The sequence below is a fragment of the Bacillus benzoevorans genome (genome assembly GCF_014207535.1).
GTDB classification, from domain to species: domain Bacteria; phylum Bacillota; class Bacilli; order Bacillales; family Cytobacillaceae; genus Bacillus_BD; species Bacillus_BD benzoevorans.
Window position 1 is genome coordinate 434,444 of sequence record NZ_JACHGK010000001.1, and the last position, 20,267, is coordinate 454,710.

Sequence of the window (20,267 nt, forward strand, 5' to 3'; positions counted from 1 at the left end):
GAATGGCGAATACGATTGATACATCCTTATTGCTTTCCACTTATAAGGAAGCAAAAAGCAAGACCGGTTCTAATGATTTAGGGAAAGATGATTTTCTGAAGCTATTAATCACACAGCTGCAAAATCAAGATCCGACTAATTCATTGAAGGATACAGATTTTATTGCGCAAATGGCGAATTTTTCTTCTTTAGAACAAATGACAAATATCAATAACGCTATAGAAAAGTCGGCAATGATGCAGGCAGGTATGATGATAGGGAAAAAGGTGACCTATCTAAATGAAGAACATGAAGAAGTATCAGCAGCGGTGGATTCCGTCTCCTTTAAAAATGGAAAAACATCCTTCCACTTAGATGATACAGCAAACACGATATTATCATCTTCGCAAATCATTAAAATTTCCCAATAAGGAGGTTGGTGGAATGAATGCTTTTAACTATCATCCGGTAACAACACAACCTTTTATTCCCGGAGAGTTTAAGACAGCGCAGAAGATCACACAGGGACAGCGATCAAACTTTGCTGCTGCACTGCAAACAGCGCTGGATAAGGAGGAAGGTTTAACCCTATCCAGACATGCTAAAGAACGGCTGGAGCAAAGAGGAATTCAGATCAATGCCTCCAGATGGGAACAAATCGGAGAGAAAGTCAGAGAGGCAAAAAAAATGGGTGTGAACGATTCCCTTGTGTTATTAGACAATGCAGCGTTAATTGTCAGTGCTAAAAATGAGACAGTGATTACGGCAATGAACAGGGCCGAAGCATCAGCACATATTTTTACCAATATCAATGGAACGATTTTAATGGACTAACAGGCCGGACCTCAAATGGAAGCCTGAGCAGCTGCTGACCGACTGATGCAGCAAAAATGGAAAGGGGAAATAACAATGTTAAGATCCATGTATTCTGGAATAAGCGGAATGAAAAACTTTCAAACGAAACTCGATGTAATCGGAAATAATATCGCCAATGTTAATACCTTCGGCTTTAAAAAAGGAAGAGCAACGTTTAAGGATGCGTTAAACCAAACTATTTCCAATGCAAGTGAGTCTGGACTAACAACCGGAGGAAAAAATGCCGTGCAGGTGGGACTTGGATCTGCATTGGCTACCGTTGATACGGTCCATACAAATTCCAACCTGCAGACAACAGGGCGTACATTGGATTTAGGGATTGAAGGTGACGGGTACTTTATATTGGGTGAAGAAGGAAGTGAGTCATTTCAGTATACTCGTTCAGGCAACTTTTATATTGATCAGGATGGTTATCTCGTAAACGCAGATGGATTATATGTTCTGTCTTCTGCTACTGTAGTAGGTGACACAGTAGCTAAAAATACTAATGCTATTCAGGTATATGATCCGACTGCAGGTAATATCTCTAGCTTTAGTATTGACTCTAATGGGAAAATTAATGTAATTGATTCAACTGGTGCACCAGTTGCAAATAGTCCTCAAATTGCCTTAGCAACATTTAGTAATTCATCAGGATTGGAGAAAGTTGGAAATAATACCTACCAAAAATCAAATAACTCCGGTGAACCAGATATCGGAGTTGTCGGAAATGCTGGTAAAGGAAGTATTGCTTCCGGTTTCCTGGAGATGTCCAACGTCGACCTATCTGAAGAATTCACAGAAATGATTGTCGCACAGCGCGGCTTCCAGGCTAATACAAGAATCATTACAACCTCTGACGAAATTCTGCAGGAATTAGTCAATTTAAAACGATAGGGTAGGGAGGTAGGAGGCTAAAGTATCGGATGTGATAGGCTTAGATGCTGTGTAATCTGAATCTTTTTTCACGGATAAATGGCGTTTTATGGTGTGATCGAGACTTTAGCCTCTAAAAATTAACAGTGATAAAAGTATCGCGATTAAACGGAAAACCCTTTATAATTAATGCGTTATACATTGAAACCATCGAAAGCTTTCCAGATACAACGATTACCTTAACAAATGGTAAAAAATACATAGTTAAAGAAAGTGAAACTCAAGTACTGGAGCGTATTTCCGCTTTCTATCACACGGTGAATCTTCTAGGACAACAGGTAGGGGGGAATGAGAATGAAGAATAAACTTGTCATGCTTATGATGATTTTACTTGTAGCAATTGCCCTTGCAGGTGCTGTTGCCTTGGTGTATGTCTTGAAGTACACAAACCAAGAACCGGGAAGCGAACCGTCCATTGAACAAGTGCTGGATGTTTCTGTCGATATCCCTGAGATTACGACTAATCTTGCCAGTGACGGATTTGTCCGCATAAGTTTTAAAATCCAAACGGACAGTAAAAAGGCAAAAAAAGAACTTGAACAAAGAATGTTTCAAGTGAATAACATTATCATCCTGGAACTCTCTGATAAAACAGCCGAAAATATTAAAGGCAGAGAAGGGCAAAAGCAGTTTGAGGAAGAGTTAAAAACACAAATTAATGAAATTATGCAGGAGGGCAAGGTTGAAAAGGTCTATATCACACAGTTCATCCTCCAATAACAAAAATAATGGATAGACTAACAACGGGGGGTGAGGAAGTTGTCTGGAGATGTTCTTTCCCAAAGTGAAATAGATGCCCTTTTATCAGCTTTATCCACTGGTGAGATGGACGCTGATGAGTTGAAAAAGGAACAGATGGAAAAACGGGTTAAAATTTATGATTTTAAACGCGCTCTCCGTTTTTCAAAGGATCAAATCCGAAGTTTAACAAGAATTCATGAAAATTTTGCCAGACTTTTGACCACTTATTTCTCAGCTCAGCTGAGAACTTACGTGCAAATAAGTGTCGCAACAGCCGATCAAATCCCTTATGAGGAATTCATTCGTTCGATACCTAAAATGACCATTTTAAATGTGTTTGAGGTTCCGCCATTAGAAGGAAGAGTCATTATGGAGGTTAACCCTAATGTAGCCTATGCCATGATGGATCGGATGATGGGCGGCAAGGGAGAAAGCATCAATAAAATCACCAATTTAACTGAAATTGAAACAAAAATTATGTCCTCGATGTTTGAAAAAGCATGTGAGTATATGAGTGAGGCTTGGGAAACCATTACTGACATTGATCCTGTGTTGTCAGAGTTTGAAGTCAATCCTCAGTTTCTGCAAATGGTATCACCTAACGAAACGGTTGTAGTGATCGCGCTCAATACGATGATCGCAGAGACTAGAGGGATGATCAATATCTGCATTCCCCACGTTGTACTGGAACCCATTATCCCTAAGCTTTCTGGTCACTACTGGATGCAGCATGAAAATAAAACGAGATCGCCCGAAGAAAGCAAGCGGCTTGAAAGCCAAATCCAACAGGCTATGCTGCCAATTTCAGTAGAACTGGGTACATCAAATATCTCCGTGCAGGATTTCTTGGTCCTTGATGCCGGAGATGTCATCGAATTAAATCAATCAATCGATAAACCGCTGATTGTAAAAGTAGGAAATGTGCCTAAATTTGTCGGGCAGCCGGGAAAGGCGAATAAAAAGTTAGCCGTTCAAGTATTAGATAGTTGGAAGGGGAGGGGTGGCCATGATGAGTGATGGTATGCTCTCGCAAGATGAAATAGATGCATTATTAAGAGGTGCGATAGATACTGGCGATAGTAACGATGAAGCAGTGCAAAACTTAGAGGTGGAAGATTACCTCTCTTTGATGGAGAAAGATACATTAGGGGAGATAGGGAATATTTCATTTGGCAGTTCTGCAACGGCATTATCGACACTGCTGAATCAAAAGGTCGAGATTACGACGCCGACCGTATCAGTGATTTTAAAAAGTAAATTACGTGAAGAATTCCCGCATCCATATGTCGCCATACAGGTCAGTTATACAGAGGGATTCTCAGGCGCTAATTTATTAGTGATTGAGCAGAAGGATGCAGCGATTATCGCTGATCTCATGTTAGGGGGAGATGGACGTATCTCAACCGAATTGCTGGGGGAAATCCAGTTGAGTGCTGTTCAGGAAGCGATGAATCAAATGATGGGATCGGCGGCAACTTCCATGTCTACGATTTTCAATAAAAGAGTGGACATTTCCCCACCTTCTATTGACGTTCTTGATATGCGCCAAGGAGAAGGCACAGATAAGATTCCAAATGATGATATGCTTGTAAAAATATCGTTCCGATTAAAAATTGGGGAGTTGATAGATTCAAGTATTATGCAGCTTCTGCCGATTGAGTTTGCGAAAGGTTTAGCAGGTGAATTGCTAAATCCTATTACTGACAACAACATTCCTGTAAGTGGCAGTCAGAGCATAAATCAAGCTGCGAATCCGCCACAAACGGAAAATCCCCATTTTCAGGAAAAGCAAGTACAGCAGCAAAACAACGGGATGAACAGTACAGTGAATCATGCGAAAGCAAATCCTCCTGTGCAGAATGTTTCGTATCCCGAGGAGCCTTTCCGTATGAATCATCATCATCAGACCATCCCGTCACAGGAAGAGCTTAGAAGGAATTCCGGTTCACAGCATCTTGGTTCAGGCTACGCATTCACTGAAGGGGCACAGCCGGTTATTCAACCAGCCGTATTCTCGAATTTTGAATCCTATCCGCTTCAAGAGACAGAAGCACGCAATCTGGAGATGCTTCTCGATATCCCGTTACAAGTAACTGTTGAGCTGGGGAGAACCAAAAGGTCTGTGAAAGAAATTCTGAATTTAACTCAAGGATCGATTATTGAATTGGATAAACTTGCTGGAGAACCGGTCGATATTTATGTTAACAGCAGATTAATTGCTAAAGGTGAAGTGGTGGTTATTGATGAGAATTTTGGTGTCCGGGTAACTGACATTATCAGTAAATCAGACCGCATTCATCAATTAAAGTAATACAATCCTTTTGACAAGACTTGTATTTTATGGAGGACTGAAGAAAATGGGAAACAGAATTTTAATTGTGGATGATGCAGCTTTTATGAGAATGATGATTAAAGATATTTTAAGTAAAAATGGCTATGAAGTAGTAGGAGAAGCAGCCGATGGAAATCAGGCCGTAGAAAAATACCGTGAATTACAGCCTGATCTTGTGACAATGGATATAACGATGCCTGAAATGGATGGAATCTCAGCATTAAAAGAGATTCGGCAAATGAATCCAAATGCCAAGGTCATTATGTGTTCTGCTATGGGACAGCAAGCAATGGTTATTGATGCGATTCAGGCGGGAGCGAAGGACTTTATCGTAAAACCCTTCCAGTCTGATCGGGTATTGGAAGCTATTTCGAAAACGCTGGGATAGAATTTCATTATAGAAGGTGCAGAATGGTACCAAAGGTAAGATTTTATTTCATAGGATTGATGTTTTTGCTTGCTTTGCTTGGGGGTAATGCTCAAGTCTATGCAGAACAGGTAAATAATAGTGTGAAAGACTGCATTGAAAAACCGGAAACATGCGGAGAACAGCAGGTTTCACCGCAGAAAGGAGATAAGAATACAGCAAACAGACAGCCGGACCAGTTAAATTCAACTCCAGTATCAGAGGAAACCGCCCCGATTGGATTAACGATCTGGGATTTTGGCAAAATGATTCTGGCGACTATTTTTGTTGTGGTACTCCTTTATTTTGTGCTGAAATTTGTGAATAAAAAAAGCACGATGTTCAAGAGTTCACAGTTAATAGAAAACCTAGGCGGAGTTCCTCTTGGTGCAAATCGTTCCGTACAAATAATCAAGATTGGAAGCCGATTATTTATTGTTGGAGTGGGTGAAAATATTCAGCTTCTGAAAGAAATCGAAGATGAAAAGGAATTCACACAAATAGTATCTGAATATAACAGCAAACTGGACCAATTAGTACAGCCAAATGTTCTTTTCGCGAAAATAATGAATAAGGTGAACAAGCGTAAGGCGGACAGCCTAGGAGCTGCGCCTCCTTTCCAATCGATGCTGAAGCAGCAGCTGACTGAATTGGCTCAAGAAAGAAAAAAGATCTATGAAGAAGTGGAAAAAAGTGAGGGCACGGATAAGCCATGAATGAATTTATGGAGTTTTTTAATACCAGTTCACCGGAAAACGTTTCGACATCCGTAAAACTTATTTTACTGCTGACCGTCCTAACACTGGCACCGAGCATTCTTATCTTGATGACTTGTTTTACGCGTATCGTGGTCGTGCTCTCATTTGTGAGAACAGCTCTTGCTACCCAGCAGATGCCGCCTAATCAGGTGATAATCGGCCTTTCCTTCTTTTTGACCTTTTTTATCATGGCACCAACATTTCAGGAGGTAAATGACAAGGCTTTAACCCCATTGTTTAATGAAGAGATCAATCTGGAACAAGCTTATGAACAAGCATCCATGCCATTTAAGGAATTTATGAGTGCCCATACAAGACAAAAGGATTTGGCTTTATTTCTAAACTATGCACATGCCGATACCCCGAAAACCATTCAGGATATTCCTTTATCTGCTCTTGTACCGGCATTTGCGATCAGTGAACTAAAAACAGCCTTTCAAATTGGTTTTATGATTTTTATTCCATTTCTCGTTATTGATATGGTTGTTGCCAGCGTCCTGATGTCCATGGGAATGATGATGCTGCCTCCGGTCATGATATCTCTGCCATTTAAAATATTATTATTTGTATTGGTGGATGGGTGGTATTTAGTAATTAAATCGCTTTTAGAAAGCTTCTAGAGAAGGTGAGTAAGAGATGACTCCTGAATCAGTGATTGCCATTGCGGAACAAGGGATTTGGACCGTCATGCTGATTGCCGGACCACTCCTGTTATTGGCACTTGTTGTCGGATTAATTGTTAGTATATTTCAGGCCACTACGCAAATTCAAGAACAGACATTAGCCTTTATTCCAAAAATCGTAGCCGTTTTGCTTGGAATTGTGTTTTTTGGACCTTGGATGCTGGGTCATATGCTGTCCTATGCCAATGATATATTCTCTAATTTAACTAGGTATATAGGATAATCATATGCTAGAGCTTATTCCAGAATTTCCGGCCTTTTTGCTTGTTTTCGCCCGGGTAACGTCTTTCTTTTTGATGCTGCCTCTTTTTTCATATCGGACAATCCCGGCACAGTTTAAAGTGGGGTTGGGCTTTTTTTTATCTATTCTCATGTATTTTTCAATGGATGTTCCGGTTTTGCAGATTGATAGTAATTATTATTTATTAATCTTAAAAGAAGTTCTTACAGGGATTCTTATTGGTTTAGTCGCATTTATGATTCTTTCTGCTATCCAGGTGGCCGGAGGGTTTATTGACTTTCAAATGGGTTTTGCCATTGCCAATGTGATTGACCCGCAAACAGGTGCACAAAGCCCGCTGATGGGACAGTATTTTTATATTATTTCTTTGTTTTTTTTATTAATGGTTAACGGGCATCATCTGATTCTTGATGGCATTTATAACAGTTATCAGTTTATTCCCCTTGAGCAAGGCTGGCTGCCGCTTGGAAATGCTAAGATAGCAGAATATGTGATTCGCTCGTTTAGTACGATGTTTATGATTGCCTTGCAGATGTCTCTGCCGGTTGTAGGCAGCTTATTCCTTGTCGATGTGGCTCTTGGCATTTTGGCCAGAACCTTTCCCCAATTAAATATATTTGTCGTCGGTATACCAGTGAAAATTGGGGTTAGTTTTATCATTCTGCTTGTTGTGATGGGCACGATGATGTTAGCAGTATCAAAATTATTTGAGACGATGCTTACGACCATGAGGGGACTCATGTCTCTATTTGGGGGGCTGTAAATGAAACTATTAACTTTAGATTTACAATATTTCGCCGGGGAAAAAACCGAAAAAGCCACTCCCAAGAAACGTCAGGATTCAAGGAAAAAGGGTCAGGTTGCAAAAAGCCAGGATGTTACGGTTGCCATTGGATTATTTGCTGTTTTTTTATTCCTATTATCTGCCGGATCTTATTTAAAAAAATCTATTCTATCTATTCTTCAACATTCCTTTCAGGAATATATGCTGATGGAACTAACTGAGGCAAATGTACAAAGAATTTTCTTTGAAATAATGAAGGAAATGGCTATGCTTGTTGGACCGATTATGCTTGTTGGATTAATTGCCGGTGTGGCCGCGAATTATTTCCAGGTCGGTTTTCTGTTTGCACCGGAATCGATTCAAATGAAATTAGAAAAAATCGACCCAATTAAAGGCTTTAAACGGATTTTTTCTCTTCGTTCCGTTGTTGAATTTTTAAAGTCAATTTTGAAATTGAGTATCGTTGGTGTCATTACCTTTCTTGTTTTATGGAGCAGAATGGATGAAATATTAATTCTTTCTCAAAAAACAATTGGAGCAGCATTAGCTACATTGGCTGATCTGACGCTGCAAATGGGCTTATTTGCTGCCGGTGCTCTTCTTTTCCTTTCATTGCTGGATTATTTATATCAAAAATATGATTTTGAAAAAAATATTCGGATGTCGAAGCAGGATTTAAAGGATGAATTTAAAAATTCAGAAGGGGATCCGTTAATCAAATCAAAAATTAAGCAGAAACAACGGGAAATGGCGATGCGGAGAATGATGCAGGAAGTACCAAACGCTGATGTCATTATAACGAATCCTACTCACTATGCCATTGCACTAAAATATGATGAAAAGAAGCTTGATGCCCCCTTTGTCGTGGCGAAAGGGGTCGATTATGTCGCTCAGAAAATCAAATATATAGCAAAGGAAAATCAGGTGATTATGGTTGAGAACCGGCCTCTTGCCAGAGCGCTTTACAGTCAGGCCGAAATTGGAGCAACGATTCCGGAGGAGTTTTTTAAAGCTGTTGCTGAAATTTTAGCCTATGTCTACCGTACGAAAAACATTATTTAAGCATGAGCTTAAGGATAGTGTTTTCTATCTTGGGGGAAAGGAGGGAATGTCATGTCAGTAAAAGAATTATCGGTATTTCTCGGTGTGATTATGATTGTTGCCATGTTAATCGTTCCGCTGCCAACTTGGCTCCTTAGTATATTATTAATCATTAATATTTCACTTGCGCTGTTAGTTCTTCTAACAACGATGAATATGACAGAGCCTTTGCAGTTATCAGTATTTCCTTCTTTGCTGCTTTTACTGACATTATTTCGTCTCGGGCTGAATGTCTCGACAACACGTGCTATTCTGACACACGGCGATGCCGGCGGGGTTGTTGAAACATTTGGTTCATTCGTTGTTGGCGGCAATATTCTTGTCGGTCTGGTCGTCTTTTTAATCTTGGTTGTAATTAACTTTATCGTTATTACAAAAGGATCGGAACGTGTTTCAGAAGTTGCGGCAAGATTTACTTTGGACGCAATGCCGGGAAAACAGATGAGTATTGATGCCGACTTAAATGCCGGCATGATATCCGAGCAGCAGGCGAGGGAACGGCGTGAAAAAGTCAGCAGAGAAGCAGATTTTTACGGTTCCATGGATGGTGCCAGTAAATTTGTTAAGGGAGATGCGATTGCCGGTATCATTATTGTGCTGATTAACCTCATTTTTGGGATTGTCATCGGAATGCTGCAACAGGGAATGGCATTCGCTGATGCGGCCAGTCATTTCTCGCTCCTGACTGTCGGGGATGGTCTTGTCAGCCAGGTTCCAGCCTTGTTAATCTCAACTGCAACAGGAATTGTCGTGACAAGGGCAGCCTCTGACGGTAATCTGGGACAGGATATTACGTCTCAATTATTTTCTTATCCTAAAATGCTCTATATCACAGGAGGGACTATTTTTGCCTTGGGATTATTCACTCCGATCAGTGATGTATTGACTATTCCTATTGCCGGATTACTTGTATTAGGCGGTTACCGCTTCTCGAAGGTGCCGGCAGGATACAAGGAACAGTTAGATGAGATAGAGGAAGAACAAGATACAGCAGAACTAAAAAGTCCTGAAAATGTCGTTACCTTATTAAATATGGATCCCATTGAATTCGAATTCGGCTATGGATTAATTCCGCTTGTAGATACAAACCAAGGCGGGGATTTGTTAGATAGAATCGTCATGATCCGCCGGCAGCTGGCTATCGAGCTAGGCTTAGTAATTCCGGTGGTGCGGATTAGAGATAATATCCAGCTGCAGCCAAATGAATACCGCTTAAAAATTAAGGGAACCGAAATGGCCCGTGGGGAACTTCTTCTCGATCACTATTTGGCTATGAGCCCGGGTGCAGACGATGACTCCATTTATGGAATTGATACAATTGAGCCGTCATTTGGTCTGCCGGCGAAATGGATTACAGAAGATATGAAGGAAGATGCGGAGATATTAGGGTATACCGTTGTCGATCCGCCTTCCGTTGTTTCTACGCACATTACGGAAATGATTAAGATGAATGCCCATGATTTATTGGGTCGCCAGGAGACGAAACAATTGATTGATCATTTGCAGGAAAGCTATCCAATTCTAGTGGAAGAAGTGACGCCAAATCCGTTGTCCGTTGGAGAAATTCAAAAGGTTTTGGCAAAACTATTAAAAGAAAATGTTTCGGTTCGGAATCTTCCGGTCATTTTTGAAACACTTGCTGATTTTGCAAAGATAACATCAGATACAGATGTTTTAACAGAATATGTAAGACAAGCGCTGGCGAGACAAATTACGAATCAGTATTCGCAGCAAAACGAATCGATAAAGGTCGTGACTGTTTCAGGTAAAGTCGAAAAGGTGATTGCTGATGGAATTCAGCAGACTGAGCATGGCAGCTATTTAGCGATTGATCCAACCATATCACAGCGTATATTGGAAGCCATTGCCGCACAGGTTGAACAGCTTTCCTTAATGGAATCCACTCCAATCGTTCTTTGTTCACCTGCTGTGAGAATGTATATTCGTCAATTGACCGAGCGTTATTTTCCACAAATTCCAATCTTGTCTTATAACGAATTAGAAGCCAATGTAGAGGTTCAAAGTGTCGGGGTGGTGAGTGTTGAATGAAGGTAAAAAAATATCGCGCATCCACAATGCCGGAAGCGATGAAGCTGATTCGCAGCGATCTGGGAAATGATGCGATTATTTTGAATTCAAGGGTGATTCAAACGAATGGATTCCTTGGCTTTTTTAAAAAAAGAAGCATCGAAGTGATTGCAGCGCTTGATGAAAAGCCGTTTGAAATGGTCCAGCAGATGAAACCAGATAAACGAAAGGCTGTGGCTATCCCAACTGCGTCCTCAAAAACAAGCACGGAAAAAACAGCCGAAATGAAAGAGGAACGAGAAACTGAAGAATTACGTAAAGAAATTTCTGAATTAAAATTGTTATTAAGCGGTGTTGTAGAGCGGAATGATAAAGAAGTTCCTCCTTTGCCTGTACCGATTCAGAAAATGCAGCAACTTCTTCTAAAACAGGAAATAAAGGAATTAGTGGTCGAGACAATCGTAAATGATGCCATGAAATGGTGGATAGAGGCTGGTGAAAGCAAATCAGAGGCAGAAGTGCTGATGTGGGCAAAGGAACATATGATGATGAAAATTTCACATTTGCCTTTTTCAGATATTTCTTTTACGAAAAAATTCATTACGGTTGTCGGACCGACAGGTGTAGGAAAAACGACTACGTTAGCGAAAATGGCCGCTGAATGTATTTTGAAACACAAAAAGAAAGTGGCCTTTATTACTACGGATACATATCGAATTGCGGCAATTGAACAGTTGAAAACCTATGCCAATATTTTAAATGTTCCCATTGAGGTTTGTTACAATATGGAGGATTTTCAAAAAGCGGTCACTCAGTTTGAAAACTATGATGTCGTGTTCATTGACACAGCTGGACGAAACTTTAGAAATCCTGCGAATGTAGCAGATTTGCAAAAGAATATTGACTTTAGCAAAGGATTGGAAACATTTCTTGTTCTCTCCTTAACATCTAAGCAAATGGATATGGAAGAGATATATCATCAATTCGATGCGGTACATATTGATAAAATCATTTTAACGAAGGCGGATGAAACCTCTACTTTTGGAGCGATGTTTAACATCATGTATTCCTGGCAAAAGCCTGTGGCATATATCACAAATGGTCAAAATGTACCGGATGACATTATTTCAGCAACTCCAGAAAAAGTAGTCAAATGTCTAATAGGGGTTAATTAGAATGAAAGATCAAGCTGAGAATTTACGCGAAAAGCTGTTAGCAAAGGAATTGGCGCTGCCCGTAAAAACTTTGGCCGTCATCAGCGGAAAAGGCGGAGTGGGAAAGTCGAACTTTGCCTTAAACTTCGCCATCGAATTGAAAAATAGAGGGAATTCTGTCCTAATATTTGATATGGATATTGGTATGGGGAATATTGACATTTTATCTGGATTATCGCCTTCATATTCCATTGCGGACTTTTTTTCTGAAAACCCCGTCCCATTAAGAAGGATGATCACAGAACTACCGGGGGGGCTCCATATAATTGCCGGAGGTACTGGGTTATCCACTCTTCCGAAAATAAATAAAGAATCGTTCTATTCTTTTACAGAAGAATTTACGAAGCTGTTAAACGACTATCATTATGTCATCTTTGATATGTCCGCAGGACTCAATGAAACTTCGTTGCAATTTATTTTATCAGTTGATGAAGTAGTAGTGTTGACAACACCAGAACCACCTTCTATTACAGATGCATATTCAGTGATTAAATATATTACAGCAGAGAATAAAGAAATGCCTTTTTCCATCGTGGTGAATCGTTCTCATAATGAAAAAGAGGGGATTGAAACATTTAATCGCATCTCAAGCGTCTTAAGACATTTTTTACAGAAGGATGTGGCCTTCCTTGGGATTCTTCCTGATGACCAAAATATAACAAAAGCAGTAAAAAGACAAATACCATTTACCCAATATAATGCGAAAGCACCATCTTCACGTGCACTATTTAAAATGACAGAAAGATTCTGCCAGCAGGAATTTCTACAACCGCGTCATGTAGTAAAAACGAATTTTGTTGCGAGGCTAAAACGTTTCTTGTTTGAAAGGTAGTGTATATAATGGAGGAAAGTACTCAGGAATGTAAATAAAAAGGAAAGAAACTTCTTTTAGGTTCTTTATCCATGAGCCTACAACAGGAAATATACGGTTTCCTGCTGCTCTGAAAGTAGTAAAAAAGAACCGAGTCGTTTGTACCGAAATAGGTTTAAATAGGTTTGATTCTGAAAGGTGTGAGAATAATGGATATTAGCCAATATTTAGAAGTCTTTATTGAAGAAAGCAAAGAGCATTTACAATCATGTAATGAGAATCTATTGATGCTGGAAAAAAACCCTGAGGATCTTTCCATTGTTAATGAAATTTTTCGTTCTGCTCATACTTTAAAGGGCATGTCTGCAACGATGGGATATGAAGATCTGGCCAGCCTTACACATCAAATGGAAAATGTACTGGATGCCATTAGGCAAAAAAAGATCTCTTTTAACCCGGAAATTCTTGATGTTGTCTTTTTAGCCGTCGATCATTTAGAAGCAATGATTCAGTCTATTGCTGGAGGCGGTGATGGAAAAAGAGATGTTTCGGATGTTGTAGAGAAGCTTAAGCTTATAGAAAATGGGAAAAGCCCACTTGCCGCAGAAGGCCGAAAAGAAACAGCCGCTGCTCGTATAGAGGAAACCATGCCATTAAACATCAGCTATGATGAATATGAGCGTACTGTCTTGGAACAATCCAAAGAACAAGGGTTTCAAATATATGAATTGACCATCACTTTAAATGCAGACTGTCTGTTAAAGGCAGCCAGGGTATATATGGTATTTTCTGCTTTAGAAAATACTGCTGAGGTGGTTAAGTCAGTACCATCTGTGGAGCGGCTGGAGGAAGAGCAGTTTGATCAGACTTTCACTGTTACCATTATTACAAATGAAGAGCCTGCTATTATTGAAAAGCAAATTATGACGGTTTCTGAAGTCAGCGCTGTTTCGCTTACACCACTTACTCTCGAATCATTGGAAGCTGCCCGTGGATCTGTTCCAAATGCAACTCACGACGAGGCCGTTTCTGTTCCGGTATTACAGGAAAACGAAAAGAATGAGCTGCAAAACGATGCAAGCAAAAATAACCATCAGTCACATGCAAAACAGAATAGTAAAACGATACGGGTAAATATAGAACGTTTAGACATACTTTTGAATCTATTTGAGGAATTAGTAATTGATAGAGGCAGACTAGAACAGATTTCCTTTGATTTGAAAAACCAGGAATTACAAGAAACGGTTGACAGGATGTCGAGAACAACAAGTGATCTGCAAAATATTATCTTAAATATGCGCATGGTACCAATTGAAACGGTATTTAACCGTTTCCCGCGTATGGTCCGGCAGCTGGCGCGCGATTTACATAAAAAGATAAATCTCGAAATCAGAGGAGCTGAAACAGAACTCGATCGAACGGTTATTGATGAAATTGGCGATCCGCTTGTGCACTTAATTCGTAATTCCATTGACCATGGAATCGAGACACCTGAAATTAGAAGATCACGTGGGAAAAGTGAAGAAGGAACGGTTATTCTAAAAGCGTATCACTCTGGAAATCATGTATTTATCGAGATTGAAGATGATGGCAATGGGATTAGCCGTGATAAAGTGCTGCAAAAGGCACTAAAGAACGGGATTGTCAGCCCGCAAAATGCCGCTGCACTATCGGATCAACAAGTTTATGAATTGATCTTTGCTTCCGGATTTTCAACTGCTGAAAAGATTTCTGATATTTCCGGCCGCGGCGTGGGGTTAGATGTCGTGAAAAATACGATTGAAAATCTTGGAGGGAACGTTTCCATCGATTCCATTGAAGGATCAGGCTCAAAATTCTCTATCCAATTGCCATTAACTTTATCCATTATATCTGTTCTGTTAATAGAGGTTCAGGAGGAAAAATATGCGATTCCGCTAAATTCAATCATCGAAACAGCCATCATCAAAAAAGAAGACATATTATTGGCACATAATCAAAAAGTGATTGATTTCCGCGGAAAAATTATTCCTTTACTGTACCTAAAGGATTTGTTTCAGGTTCCAGTTTCTAAAGAAAATGATGAATACACATCCGTTATCATTGTCCGCAAAGGTGAAAAAATAGCTGCGCTTGTTGTCGATTCCTTTATTGGTCAGCAGGAGATTGTCCTTAAATCATTAGGTGACTATTTTACCAATGTATTTGCTATTTCCGGGGCAACAATTTTAGGGAACGGTCAGGTTGCATTGGTTGTTGATTGTAATGCACTGCTGAAGTAGCTATCCATTCATATATTCAGGTAAGCAGGGATGAAAGAGGTGTAAGAAGTATGTCCGAAATAATGGCAAAAGAAATAAAATTAATCGTATTTAAATTAAATGGCAAAGATTATGGTATCCCCGTAAATGACGTTTATGGGATTGAAAAGGTACAGCATATCACAAGAGTACCTGGCACAGCAGTCTTTATTAAAGGAGTGATCAATCTTCGGGGCATTGTGACACCTGTTATTGATCTGAGGAAACGTTTTTGTATGGAAGAATGCCCATATTCAGATGAGACGAGAATTATTATCGTCGCCCATAACGACATAGAAGTCGGACTAATTGTAGATGCTGCTAATGATGTAATCGATATAAATGAGGATTCCATCGAACCATCTCCGGAAGTTGGAGATTATGAGGAGGATGATTCCATCAGCGGAGTTGTCAAACTAGAAAAAAGGCTGCTTATTTTAATCGATCTCGAAAAAGTTTTGGATCCTAAAAAAATAAAAACAGCAGGCCAGTAAGATGAGTTATTTAGAGCATATATCCTCTATACATTTGGATATTCTGAAGGAAACAGGAAATATTGGTGCAGGAAACGCAGCCACCGCGCTTTCAAAGATGATGAATAAGAAAATCGAAATGAAGGTGCCAAATGTCCGGGTCGTCTCGTTTGATGAAATGATGGAAATGGCGGGAGGGGCGGAGAGTATCGCTGCCATTGTCTACTTTAAAATAGAAGGAGAAGCACCTTCCCATATGTTTTTTGTCCTTCCTTTGGAACATGGGGAGAGGCTGGTGCGGCAAATGACTGGAAATAATAGCTTTTCATTTGCGGCACCGCCATACGATGAATTATCTATATCGGCATTTCAGGAGTTAGGAAATATCCTTGTCGGCTCCTATATATCTTCTTTATCTGATTTCACCGGTCTCAAGATGCATCCCTCCGTTCCAGCGATGAGCATCGATATGATTGGCGCCGTGATTTCATATGGATTTGTTGAACTATCCCAATTTAGCGATTATTGTTTAGTCATTGAAACGGCTTTTAAAGATGTGGAGAATAATCGAACTGAAAGTATGGATGGGCATTTCTTTCTTTTCCCGGATCCGGATTCGTCTGAGAAAATTTTTCGTTCACTAGGAGTTGCTATCGATGAATAGGATACAGCAAATAGTGAAAGTCGGAATAGCTGATATGAATATCGTCTCTTCTCCTGATTTGATTCGCACTTCGGGGCTGGGCTCTTGTGTCGGCGTTGTGATCTATGACAAGTCTAGGGAATTAGGGGGATTAGCACATGTGATGCTCCCGGACTCATCTCTTTCTAAAAATAGTACAAGTGCACTCAATCTGGCAAAATTCGCTGATACGGCTGTAAAAGAACTGGTATTACGTCTTCTGCAGCAAGGAGCAAGAAAAGAGGTCTTAAAAGCGAAGATCGCCGGCGGGGCGCAAATGTTTCAATTTACAAGCAATAGTGACATGATGCGGATTGGTCCAAGAAATGTTGAAGCCGTAAAAAAACAACTATTATCTCTAAGAATATCTCTTGTTGGCGAGGATACCGGAGGTAATAGCGGAAGAACGATAGAATTCAATCCAAAGTCAGGAGTTTTATCCATCAGAACGGTAAATAAAGGAATCACCTATTTATAAGTTGACGAAGGGGGCGACAGAGTCTAAATGGTACATGCTGCAACAGAAGATGAACAGCAATATTGGGAAAAATGGACAACCTCCCGTGACGAGGATGCCGGCAACTTTTTAATCAAAAAGTATCTATCTCTTGTTAGTTACCATGTACAGCGCATTTCTGTATCACTCCCTAAGAATGTTTCCAGAGAAGATCTGAAAAGCCTTGGGATGATGGGCTTATATGATGCACTGGAAAAATTTGATCCAAAAAGAGACCTGAAATTTGATACATATGCCTCGTTCCGGGTACGTGGTGCTATTTTAGATGGATTAAGAAAGGAAGACTGGCTTCCAAGAAGTACAAGGGACAAGGCGAAAAAAATGGATGCAGTAATCGGAAAGCTTGAGCAGCAATATTTGCGGAATGTTACAGCAGAAGAAATTGCTGAAGAATTGAAGATACCGATTGAAGAAGTCTATACCACAACGAATGAATATTTCTTCGCTAATGTATTATCATTGGATGAGGGAGTAAAAGAACATGACGATCCGGGATTACCGATCTTAACAATAAAAGATGAAAGAGCTGTCATCCCGGAAGAAAATGTCTTGAAAAATGAAGTCATTCAAGAAATGTCTGAATTAATAGCACAATTAAATGAAAAAGAACAACTTGTCATTAGCTTATTTTATCAAGAAGAGTTAACTTTGACCGAAATTGGACAAATCATGAATCTCTCTACATCAAGAATTTCACAAATCCATTCCAAATGTATTTATAAACTAAGAAAAGCTCTAGAAAAACTTATATAATGAAAGAAATGATAAAGGGAATCAGTTCTAGGATTATTCTTATTAAGTACAATCATTGAAGCATAAGGATAGAGGGGTCATATGTTAGTCTTTCTTATTATTGTCAGTATAATATTGAATATCATAGCTATGCTGGCTATTGTCATCTTATTTTTACGCCAGAATAAGCTTCTTCAGGTGGAGGAAAATCAAAAAAAGGCGATAAAGGAAATGGAACTGCTGATCAATTCTTATTTATTAGAAATGAAGGACGAAAACGAACATTTTATCCGTGAAGTTAAAAAGATAAAAGATGAAAAGCAGAATTTCTCTGTTGAATCATTCTCTTCTAAACCTGTTGATCTCCCGTTAAGTCACGAACCGGAAGTGGTGCATAACAGTGAAATGGAAAAGATCGAGTTAACCAGGGAAGCGCTGGATCTTTCCTCGCAGCTTGAAAAAACAGTCAGTTTGCAGGCTGTTAAGGCCTACCAGCAGCATACGCAAAAAAAACAAGAGGTTTCTATTCCCCCTCAAGCTATAGAAAACAAAGAACAGAGAAAATCAATTTTAGACATGAAACAAGCTTTATCTCTTGCTGAAAAAGGAAAGACAAAGCAGACCGAAGCATTGATCCAAGACTCCTTACTCACGCAAGTCCTGATCATGAAAAAAGAGGGGATCTCGGAGAAAGAAATGGCGCAAAAATTGAAAAAGGGAAAAACAGAAATTGAACTTCTTCTTAAATTTCGCGAAAACAAATAAGAATAACTTGATTTTCCCTTCACATATATGTTATATTTTAAAACGGTGTTAATACACACGTCTATTGATCTGAGTGGATGGTGCTGATTTATTTCAGTTTCTATTAAGAAATGATATAGGCGGAGGAAAATAAAAACCACTAGGAGGAACTATCATGTCAGTTATTTCAATGAAACAATTACTTGAAGCTGGTGTACATTTCGGACACCAAACACGCCGTTGGAACCCAAAAATGAAAAAATACATTTTCACAGAGCGTAACGGCATTTATATCATCGACCTGCAAAAAACAGTTAAAAAGGTTGAAGAAGCTTACAATTGGATGAAAGAACTTGCTGCTAACGGCGGTACTGTTTTATTTGTTGGTACAAAGAAACAAGCTCAAGATTCAGTAAAAGAAGAAGCAATTCGTTCTGGTATGTACTATGTTAACCAACGCTGGTTAGGCGGTACATTAACTAACTTTGAAACTATCCAAAAGCGTATTGGACGTTTAAAAGATATCGAAAGAATGGCTGAAGATGGTACATTTGATGTATTACCAAAGAAAGAAGTCGTTCAATTGAGAAAAGAACAAGAACGTCTTGAAAAATTCTTAGGCGGTATCAAAGATATGAAAGGTCTTCCTGATGCACTTTTCATTATCGACCCTCGCAAGGAAAGAATTGCTGTTGCAGAAGCACACAAATTAAACATTCCTATCGTCGGTATTGTTGATACAAACTGCGATCCGGATGAAATTGATGTGGTTATCCCTGCAAACGATGATGCAATCCGCGCTGTTAAATTATTAACAGGTAAAATGGCAGATGCTATCTTAGAAGCGAAGCAAGGCGAAGAAGTAGAAGTAGTAGAAACAAACGCTTAATCTTAATTGAAAGAATAAGCCTTATAATATAGAATAGACTGGATTTAGACAGGGAAAGGTGATAAGAGGGAAGCCCCCTTTATCACCTTTTTTTGAAGGAATTGCGAATTGAATACATAAATTATTAGGAGGAAGATACATTATGGCTACTATTACAGCGCAAATGGTTAAAGAACTTCGTGAAAAAACTGGTGCAGGTATGATGGACTGCAAAAAGGCATTAACGCAAACTGACGGTGATATGGATAAAGCAATTGACTTTTTACGTGAAAAAGGAATGGCATCTGCTGCGAAAAAGGCAGACCGTATTGCTGCTGAAGGTTTAACATCTGTGGTAGTAAATGGAAATGATGCTGTTATTTTAGAAGTAAATGCTGAAACAGACTTCGTTGCTAAAAACGAAGGATTCCAAACCCTTGTAAAAGAATTAGCTGAACATTTACTAGCAGCTAAACCAGCAGATGTTGATGCCGCATTAGCATCTACAATGGCGAATGGAGCAACTGTTGCAGACCATATCAGCGCAGCGATTGCAAAAATCGGAGAAAAAATGAATCTTCGCCGTTTTGAAGTAAAAACTAAAACGGATAATGATGCATTTGGTGCATACCTTCATATGGGCGGAAGAATTGGTGTATTAACAGTATTAGAAGGTACAACAGATGCAGATACTGCCAAAGATGTTTCTATGCACATTGCTGCTTTAAATCCTAAATATGTATCCCGCGATCAAATATCAGCTGAAGAAGTTGAACATGAACGCGAAGTACTTACACAACAAGCGCTTAACGAAGGTAAACCTGAAAAGATCGTAGTGAAAATGGTTGAAGGACGTTTAGGCAAATACTTTGAAGATATCTGTCTGCTTGACCAAGCATTTGTAAAAGATTCAGATCAAAAAGTACGTAAATTTGTTGAATCTAAAGGCGCAACTGTACGCGAATTCGTTCGTTACGAAGTAGGAGAAGGTCTAGAGAAACGTGAAGAAAACTTCGCTGAAGAAGTTATGAACCAAATGAAGAAATAATATTTGCTGAGATGTTTTGTCATACAGGGAACACATTGTGTTCCCTGTTTTTAAA

General features: G+C 39.5%; 24 protein-coding genes. All 24 read left to right on the forward strand.

The annotated features are described in order from the left end of the window. Positions 1 to 2 precede the first annotated feature (2 nt). The 24 genes from flgD to tsf all read left to right on the forward strand — a co-directional run bounded on the left by flgD (position 3) and on the right by tsf (position 20,212). Positions 3 to 410, forward strand: coding sequence for a flagellar hook assembly protein FlgD (flgD, locus tag HNR53_RS02230; RefSeq protein ID WP_184522278.1), 408 nt, complete (start codon positions 3 to 5; stop codon positions 408 to 410). A gap of 13 nt (positions 411 to 423) precedes the next feature. Further along, complete coding sequence (locus HNR53_RS02235) at positions 424 to 813, forward strand: TIGR02530 family flagellar biosynthesis protein (protein ID WP_184522281.1); 390 nt, start codon at positions 424 to 426, stop codon at positions 811 to 813. Positions 814 to 888: 75 nt separating this feature from the next. Beyond that, the gene (gene flgG, locus HNR53_RS02240; RefSeq protein ID WP_184522284.1) at positions 889 to 1,731 is read left to right on the forward strand and encodes a flagellar basal body rod protein FlgG; all 843 of its coding nucleotides are present in this window, start codon (positions 889 to 891) and stop codon (positions 1,729 to 1,731) included. Positions 1,732 to 1,856: 125 nt separating this feature from the next. Next, positions 1,857 to 2,075 (forward strand): flagellar FlbD family protein, encoded by a 219-nt coding sequence (locus tag HNR53_RS02245; RefSeq protein ID WP_184522286.1) that lies wholly within the window; start codon positions 1,857 to 1,859, stop codon positions 2,073 to 2,075. Continuing rightward, the gene (gene fliL / locus HNR53_RS02250) at positions 2,065 to 2,490 is read left to right on the forward strand and encodes a flagellar basal body-associated protein FliL (RefSeq protein WP_184522289.1); all 426 of its coding nucleotides are present in this window, start codon (positions 2,065 to 2,067) and stop codon (positions 2,488 to 2,490) included. Before HNR53_RS02245 ends, fliL begins: the two co-directional genes overlap by 11 nt. 39 nt (positions 2,491 to 2,529) lie before the next feature. After that, positions 2,530 to 3,528 carry a flagellar motor switch protein FliM gene (fliM, locus tag HNR53_RS02255; protein ID WP_184522292.1) on the forward strand — a complete coding sequence of 333 codons (999 nt, stop codon included), beginning with the start codon at positions 2,530 to 2,532 and terminating at the stop codon, positions 3,526 to 3,528. Next, positions 3,518 to 4,822, forward strand: a complete 1,305-nt coding sequence (fliY, locus tag HNR53_RS02260; protein ID WP_184522296.1) for a flagellar motor switch phosphatase FliY — start codon at positions 3,518 to 3,520, stop codon at positions 4,820 to 4,822. The genes fliM and fliY overlap by 11 nt, the downstream gene beginning before the upstream one ends. Before the next feature lie 46 nt (positions 4,823 to 4,868). Continuing rightward, a complete protein-coding gene (locus tag HNR53_RS02265; RefSeq protein ID WP_184522299.1) occupies positions 4,869 to 5,231 on the forward strand; it encodes a response regulator in 363 nt (120 codons plus the stop codon). Positions 5,232 to 5,254: 23 nt separating this feature from the next. Continuing rightward, positions 5,255 to 5,965 carry a flagellar biosynthetic protein FliO gene (locus tag HNR53_RS02270; protein ID WP_184522302.1) on the forward strand — a complete coding sequence of 237 codons (711 nt, stop codon included), beginning with the start codon at positions 5,255 to 5,257 and terminating at the stop codon, positions 5,963 to 5,965. Continuing rightward, positions 5,962 to 6,627, forward strand: coding sequence for a flagellar type III secretion system pore protein FliP (gene fliP, locus HNR53_RS02275; RefSeq protein WP_184522305.1), 666 nt, complete (start codon positions 5,962 to 5,964; stop codon positions 6,625 to 6,627). Before HNR53_RS02270 ends, fliP begins: the two co-directional genes overlap by 4 nt. 16 nt (positions 6,628 to 6,643) lie before the next feature. Continuing rightward, on the forward strand, positions 6,644 to 6,913 hold the full coding sequence (gene fliQ / locus HNR53_RS02280) for a flagellar biosynthesis protein FliQ (protein WP_184522308.1): 270 nt from the start codon (positions 6,644 to 6,646) through the stop codon (positions 6,911 to 6,913). A gap of 4 nt (positions 6,914 to 6,917) precedes the next feature. Next, a complete protein-coding gene (gene fliR, locus HNR53_RS02285; protein WP_184522311.1) occupies positions 6,918 to 7,694 on the forward strand; it encodes a flagellar biosynthetic protein FliR in 777 nt (258 codons plus the stop codon). Further along, the gene (flhB, locus tag HNR53_RS02290) at positions 7,695 to 8,777 is read left to right on the forward strand and encodes a flagellar biosynthesis protein FlhB (RefSeq protein WP_184522314.1); all 1,083 of its coding nucleotides are present in this window, start codon (positions 7,695 to 7,697) and stop codon (positions 8,775 to 8,777) included. 51 nt (positions 8,778 to 8,828) lie between these two features. Next, on the forward strand, positions 8,829 to 10,865 hold the full coding sequence (flhA, locus tag HNR53_RS02295) for a flagellar biosynthesis protein FlhA (protein WP_184522317.1): 2,037 nt from the start codon (positions 8,829 to 8,831) through the stop codon (positions 10,863 to 10,865). Then, a complete protein-coding gene (gene flhF, locus HNR53_RS02300; protein WP_184522320.1) occupies positions 10,862 to 12,019 on the forward strand; it encodes a flagellar biosynthesis GTPase FlhF in 1,158 nt (385 codons plus the stop codon). Before flhA ends, flhF begins: the two co-directional genes overlap by 4 nt. A 1-nt stretch (position 12,020) precedes the next feature. Beyond that, the gene (locus tag HNR53_RS02305; protein WP_184522323.1) at positions 12,021 to 12,890 is read left to right on the forward strand and encodes a MinD/ParA family protein; all 870 of its coding nucleotides are present in this window, start codon (positions 12,021 to 12,023) and stop codon (positions 12,888 to 12,890) included. A 188-nt stretch (positions 12,891 to 13,078) separates the two neighbouring features. Further along, the gene (locus HNR53_RS02310) at positions 13,079 to 15,130 is read left to right on the forward strand and encodes a chemotaxis protein CheA (RefSeq protein WP_184522325.1); all 2,052 of its coding nucleotides are present in this window, start codon (positions 13,079 to 13,081) and stop codon (positions 15,128 to 15,130) included. 50 nt (positions 15,131 to 15,180) lie between these two features. After that, positions 15,181 to 15,642 (forward strand): chemotaxis protein CheW, encoded by a 462-nt coding sequence (locus HNR53_RS02315; RefSeq protein ID WP_184522327.1) that lies wholly within the window; start codon positions 15,181 to 15,183, stop codon positions 15,640 to 15,642. A gap of 1 nt (position 15,643) precedes the next feature. After that, positions 15,644 to 16,285, forward strand: a complete 642-nt coding sequence (locus tag HNR53_RS02320) for a chemotaxis protein CheC (RefSeq protein ID WP_184522329.1) — start codon at positions 15,644 to 15,646, stop codon at positions 16,283 to 16,285. Then, complete coding sequence (locus HNR53_RS02325; protein WP_184522331.1) at positions 16,278 to 16,781, forward strand: chemotaxis protein CheD; 504 nt, start codon at positions 16,278 to 16,280, stop codon at positions 16,779 to 16,781. The genes HNR53_RS02320 and HNR53_RS02325 overlap by 8 nt, the downstream gene beginning before the upstream one ends. Before the next feature lie 27 nt (positions 16,782 to 16,808). Further along, positions 16,809 to 17,573, forward strand: a complete 765-nt coding sequence (locus HNR53_RS02330; protein WP_184522333.1) for a FliA/WhiG family RNA polymerase sigma factor — start codon at positions 16,809 to 16,811, stop codon at positions 17,571 to 17,573. A gap of 81 nt (positions 17,574 to 17,654) precedes the next feature. Then, on the forward strand, positions 17,655 to 18,317 hold the full coding sequence (locus HNR53_RS02335) for a hypothetical protein (RefSeq protein WP_184522336.1): 663 nt from the start codon (positions 17,655 to 17,657) through the stop codon (positions 18,315 to 18,317). 154 nt (positions 18,318 to 18,471) lie between these two features. After that, positions 18,472 to 19,185, forward strand: coding sequence for a 30S ribosomal protein S2 (gene rpsB, locus HNR53_RS02340; RefSeq protein WP_184522339.1), 714 nt, complete (start codon positions 18,472 to 18,474; stop codon positions 19,183 to 19,185). A gap of 142 nt (positions 19,186 to 19,327) precedes the next feature. After that, a complete protein-coding gene (tsf, locus tag HNR53_RS02345; RefSeq protein WP_184522341.1) occupies positions 19,328 to 20,212 on the forward strand; it encodes a translation elongation factor Ts in 885 nt (294 codons plus the stop codon). Positions 20,213 to 20,267 lie beyond the last annotated feature (55 nt).

Bases quoted from the DNA above. Each gene is read 5' to 3' on its own strand.
- flgD (WP_184522278.1), top strand. From the start codon at position 3: ATGGCGAATACGATTGATACATCCTTATTGCTTTCCACTTATAAGGAA.
- HNR53_RS02235 (WP_184522281.1), top strand. From the start codon at position 424: ATGAATGCTTTTAACTATCATCCGGTAACAACACAACCTTTTATTCCC.
- flgG (WP_184522284.1), top strand. From the start codon at position 889: ATGTTAAGATCCATGTATTCTGGAATAAGCGGAATGAAAAACTTTCAA.
- fliL (WP_184522289.1), top strand. From the start codon at position 2,065: ATGAAGAATAAACTTGTCATGCTTATGATGATTTTACTTGTAGCAATT.
- fliY (WP_184522296.1), top strand. From the start codon at position 3,518: ATGATGAGTGATGGTATGCTCTCGCAAGATGAAATAGATGCATTATTA.
- HNR53_RS02265 (WP_184522299.1), top strand. From the start codon at position 4,869: ATGGGAAACAGAATTTTAATTGTGGATGATGCAGCTTTTATGAGAATG.
- HNR53_RS02270 (WP_184522302.1), top strand. From the start codon at position 5,255: ATGGTACCAAAGGTAAGATTTTATTTCATAGGATTGATGTTTTTGCTT.
- fliP (WP_184522305.1), top strand. From the start codon at position 5,962: ATGAATGAATTTATGGAGTTTTTTAATACCAGTTCACCGGAAAACGTT.
- fliQ (WP_184522308.1), top strand. From the start codon at position 6,644: ATGACTCCTGAATCAGTGATTGCCATTGCGGAACAAGGGATTTGGACC.
- fliR (WP_184522311.1), top strand. From the start codon at position 6,918: ATGCTAGAGCTTATTCCAGAATTTCCGGCCTTTTTGCTTGTTTTCGCC.
- flhB (WP_184522314.1), top strand. From the start codon at position 7,695: ATGAAACTATTAACTTTAGATTTACAATATTTCGCCGGGGAAAAAACC.
- flhA (WP_184522317.1), top strand. From the start codon at position 8,829: ATGTCAGTAAAAGAATTATCGGTATTTCTCGGTGTGATTATGATTGTT.
- flhF (WP_184522320.1), top strand. From the start codon at position 10,862: ATGAAGGTAAAAAAATATCGCGCATCCACAATGCCGGAAGCGATGAAG.
- HNR53_RS02305 (WP_184522323.1), top strand. From the start codon at position 12,021: ATGAAAGATCAAGCTGAGAATTTACGCGAAAAGCTGTTAGCAAAGGAA.
- HNR53_RS02310 (WP_184522325.1), top strand. From the start codon at position 13,079: ATGGATATTAGCCAATATTTAGAAGTCTTTATTGAAGAAAGCAAAGAG.
- HNR53_RS02315 (WP_184522327.1), top strand. From the start codon at position 15,181: ATGTCCGAAATAATGGCAAAAGAAATAAAATTAATCGTATTTAAATTA.
- HNR53_RS02320 (WP_184522329.1), top strand. From the start codon at position 15,644: ATGAGTTATTTAGAGCATATATCCTCTATACATTTGGATATTCTGAAG.
- HNR53_RS02325 (WP_184522331.1), top strand. From the start codon at position 16,278: ATGAATAGGATACAGCAAATAGTGAAAGTCGGAATAGCTGATATGAAT.
- HNR53_RS02330 (WP_184522333.1), top strand. From the start codon at position 16,809: ATGGTACATGCTGCAACAGAAGATGAACAGCAATATTGGGAAAAATGG.
- HNR53_RS02335 (WP_184522336.1), top strand. From the start codon at position 17,655: ATGTTAGTCTTTCTTATTATTGTCAGTATAATATTGAATATCATAGCT.
- rpsB (WP_184522339.1), top strand. From the start codon at position 18,472: ATGTCAGTTATTTCAATGAAACAATTACTTGAAGCTGGTGTACATTTC.
- tsf (WP_184522341.1), top strand. From the start codon at position 19,328: ATGGCTACTATTACAGCGCAAATGGTTAAAGAACTTCGTGAAAAAACT.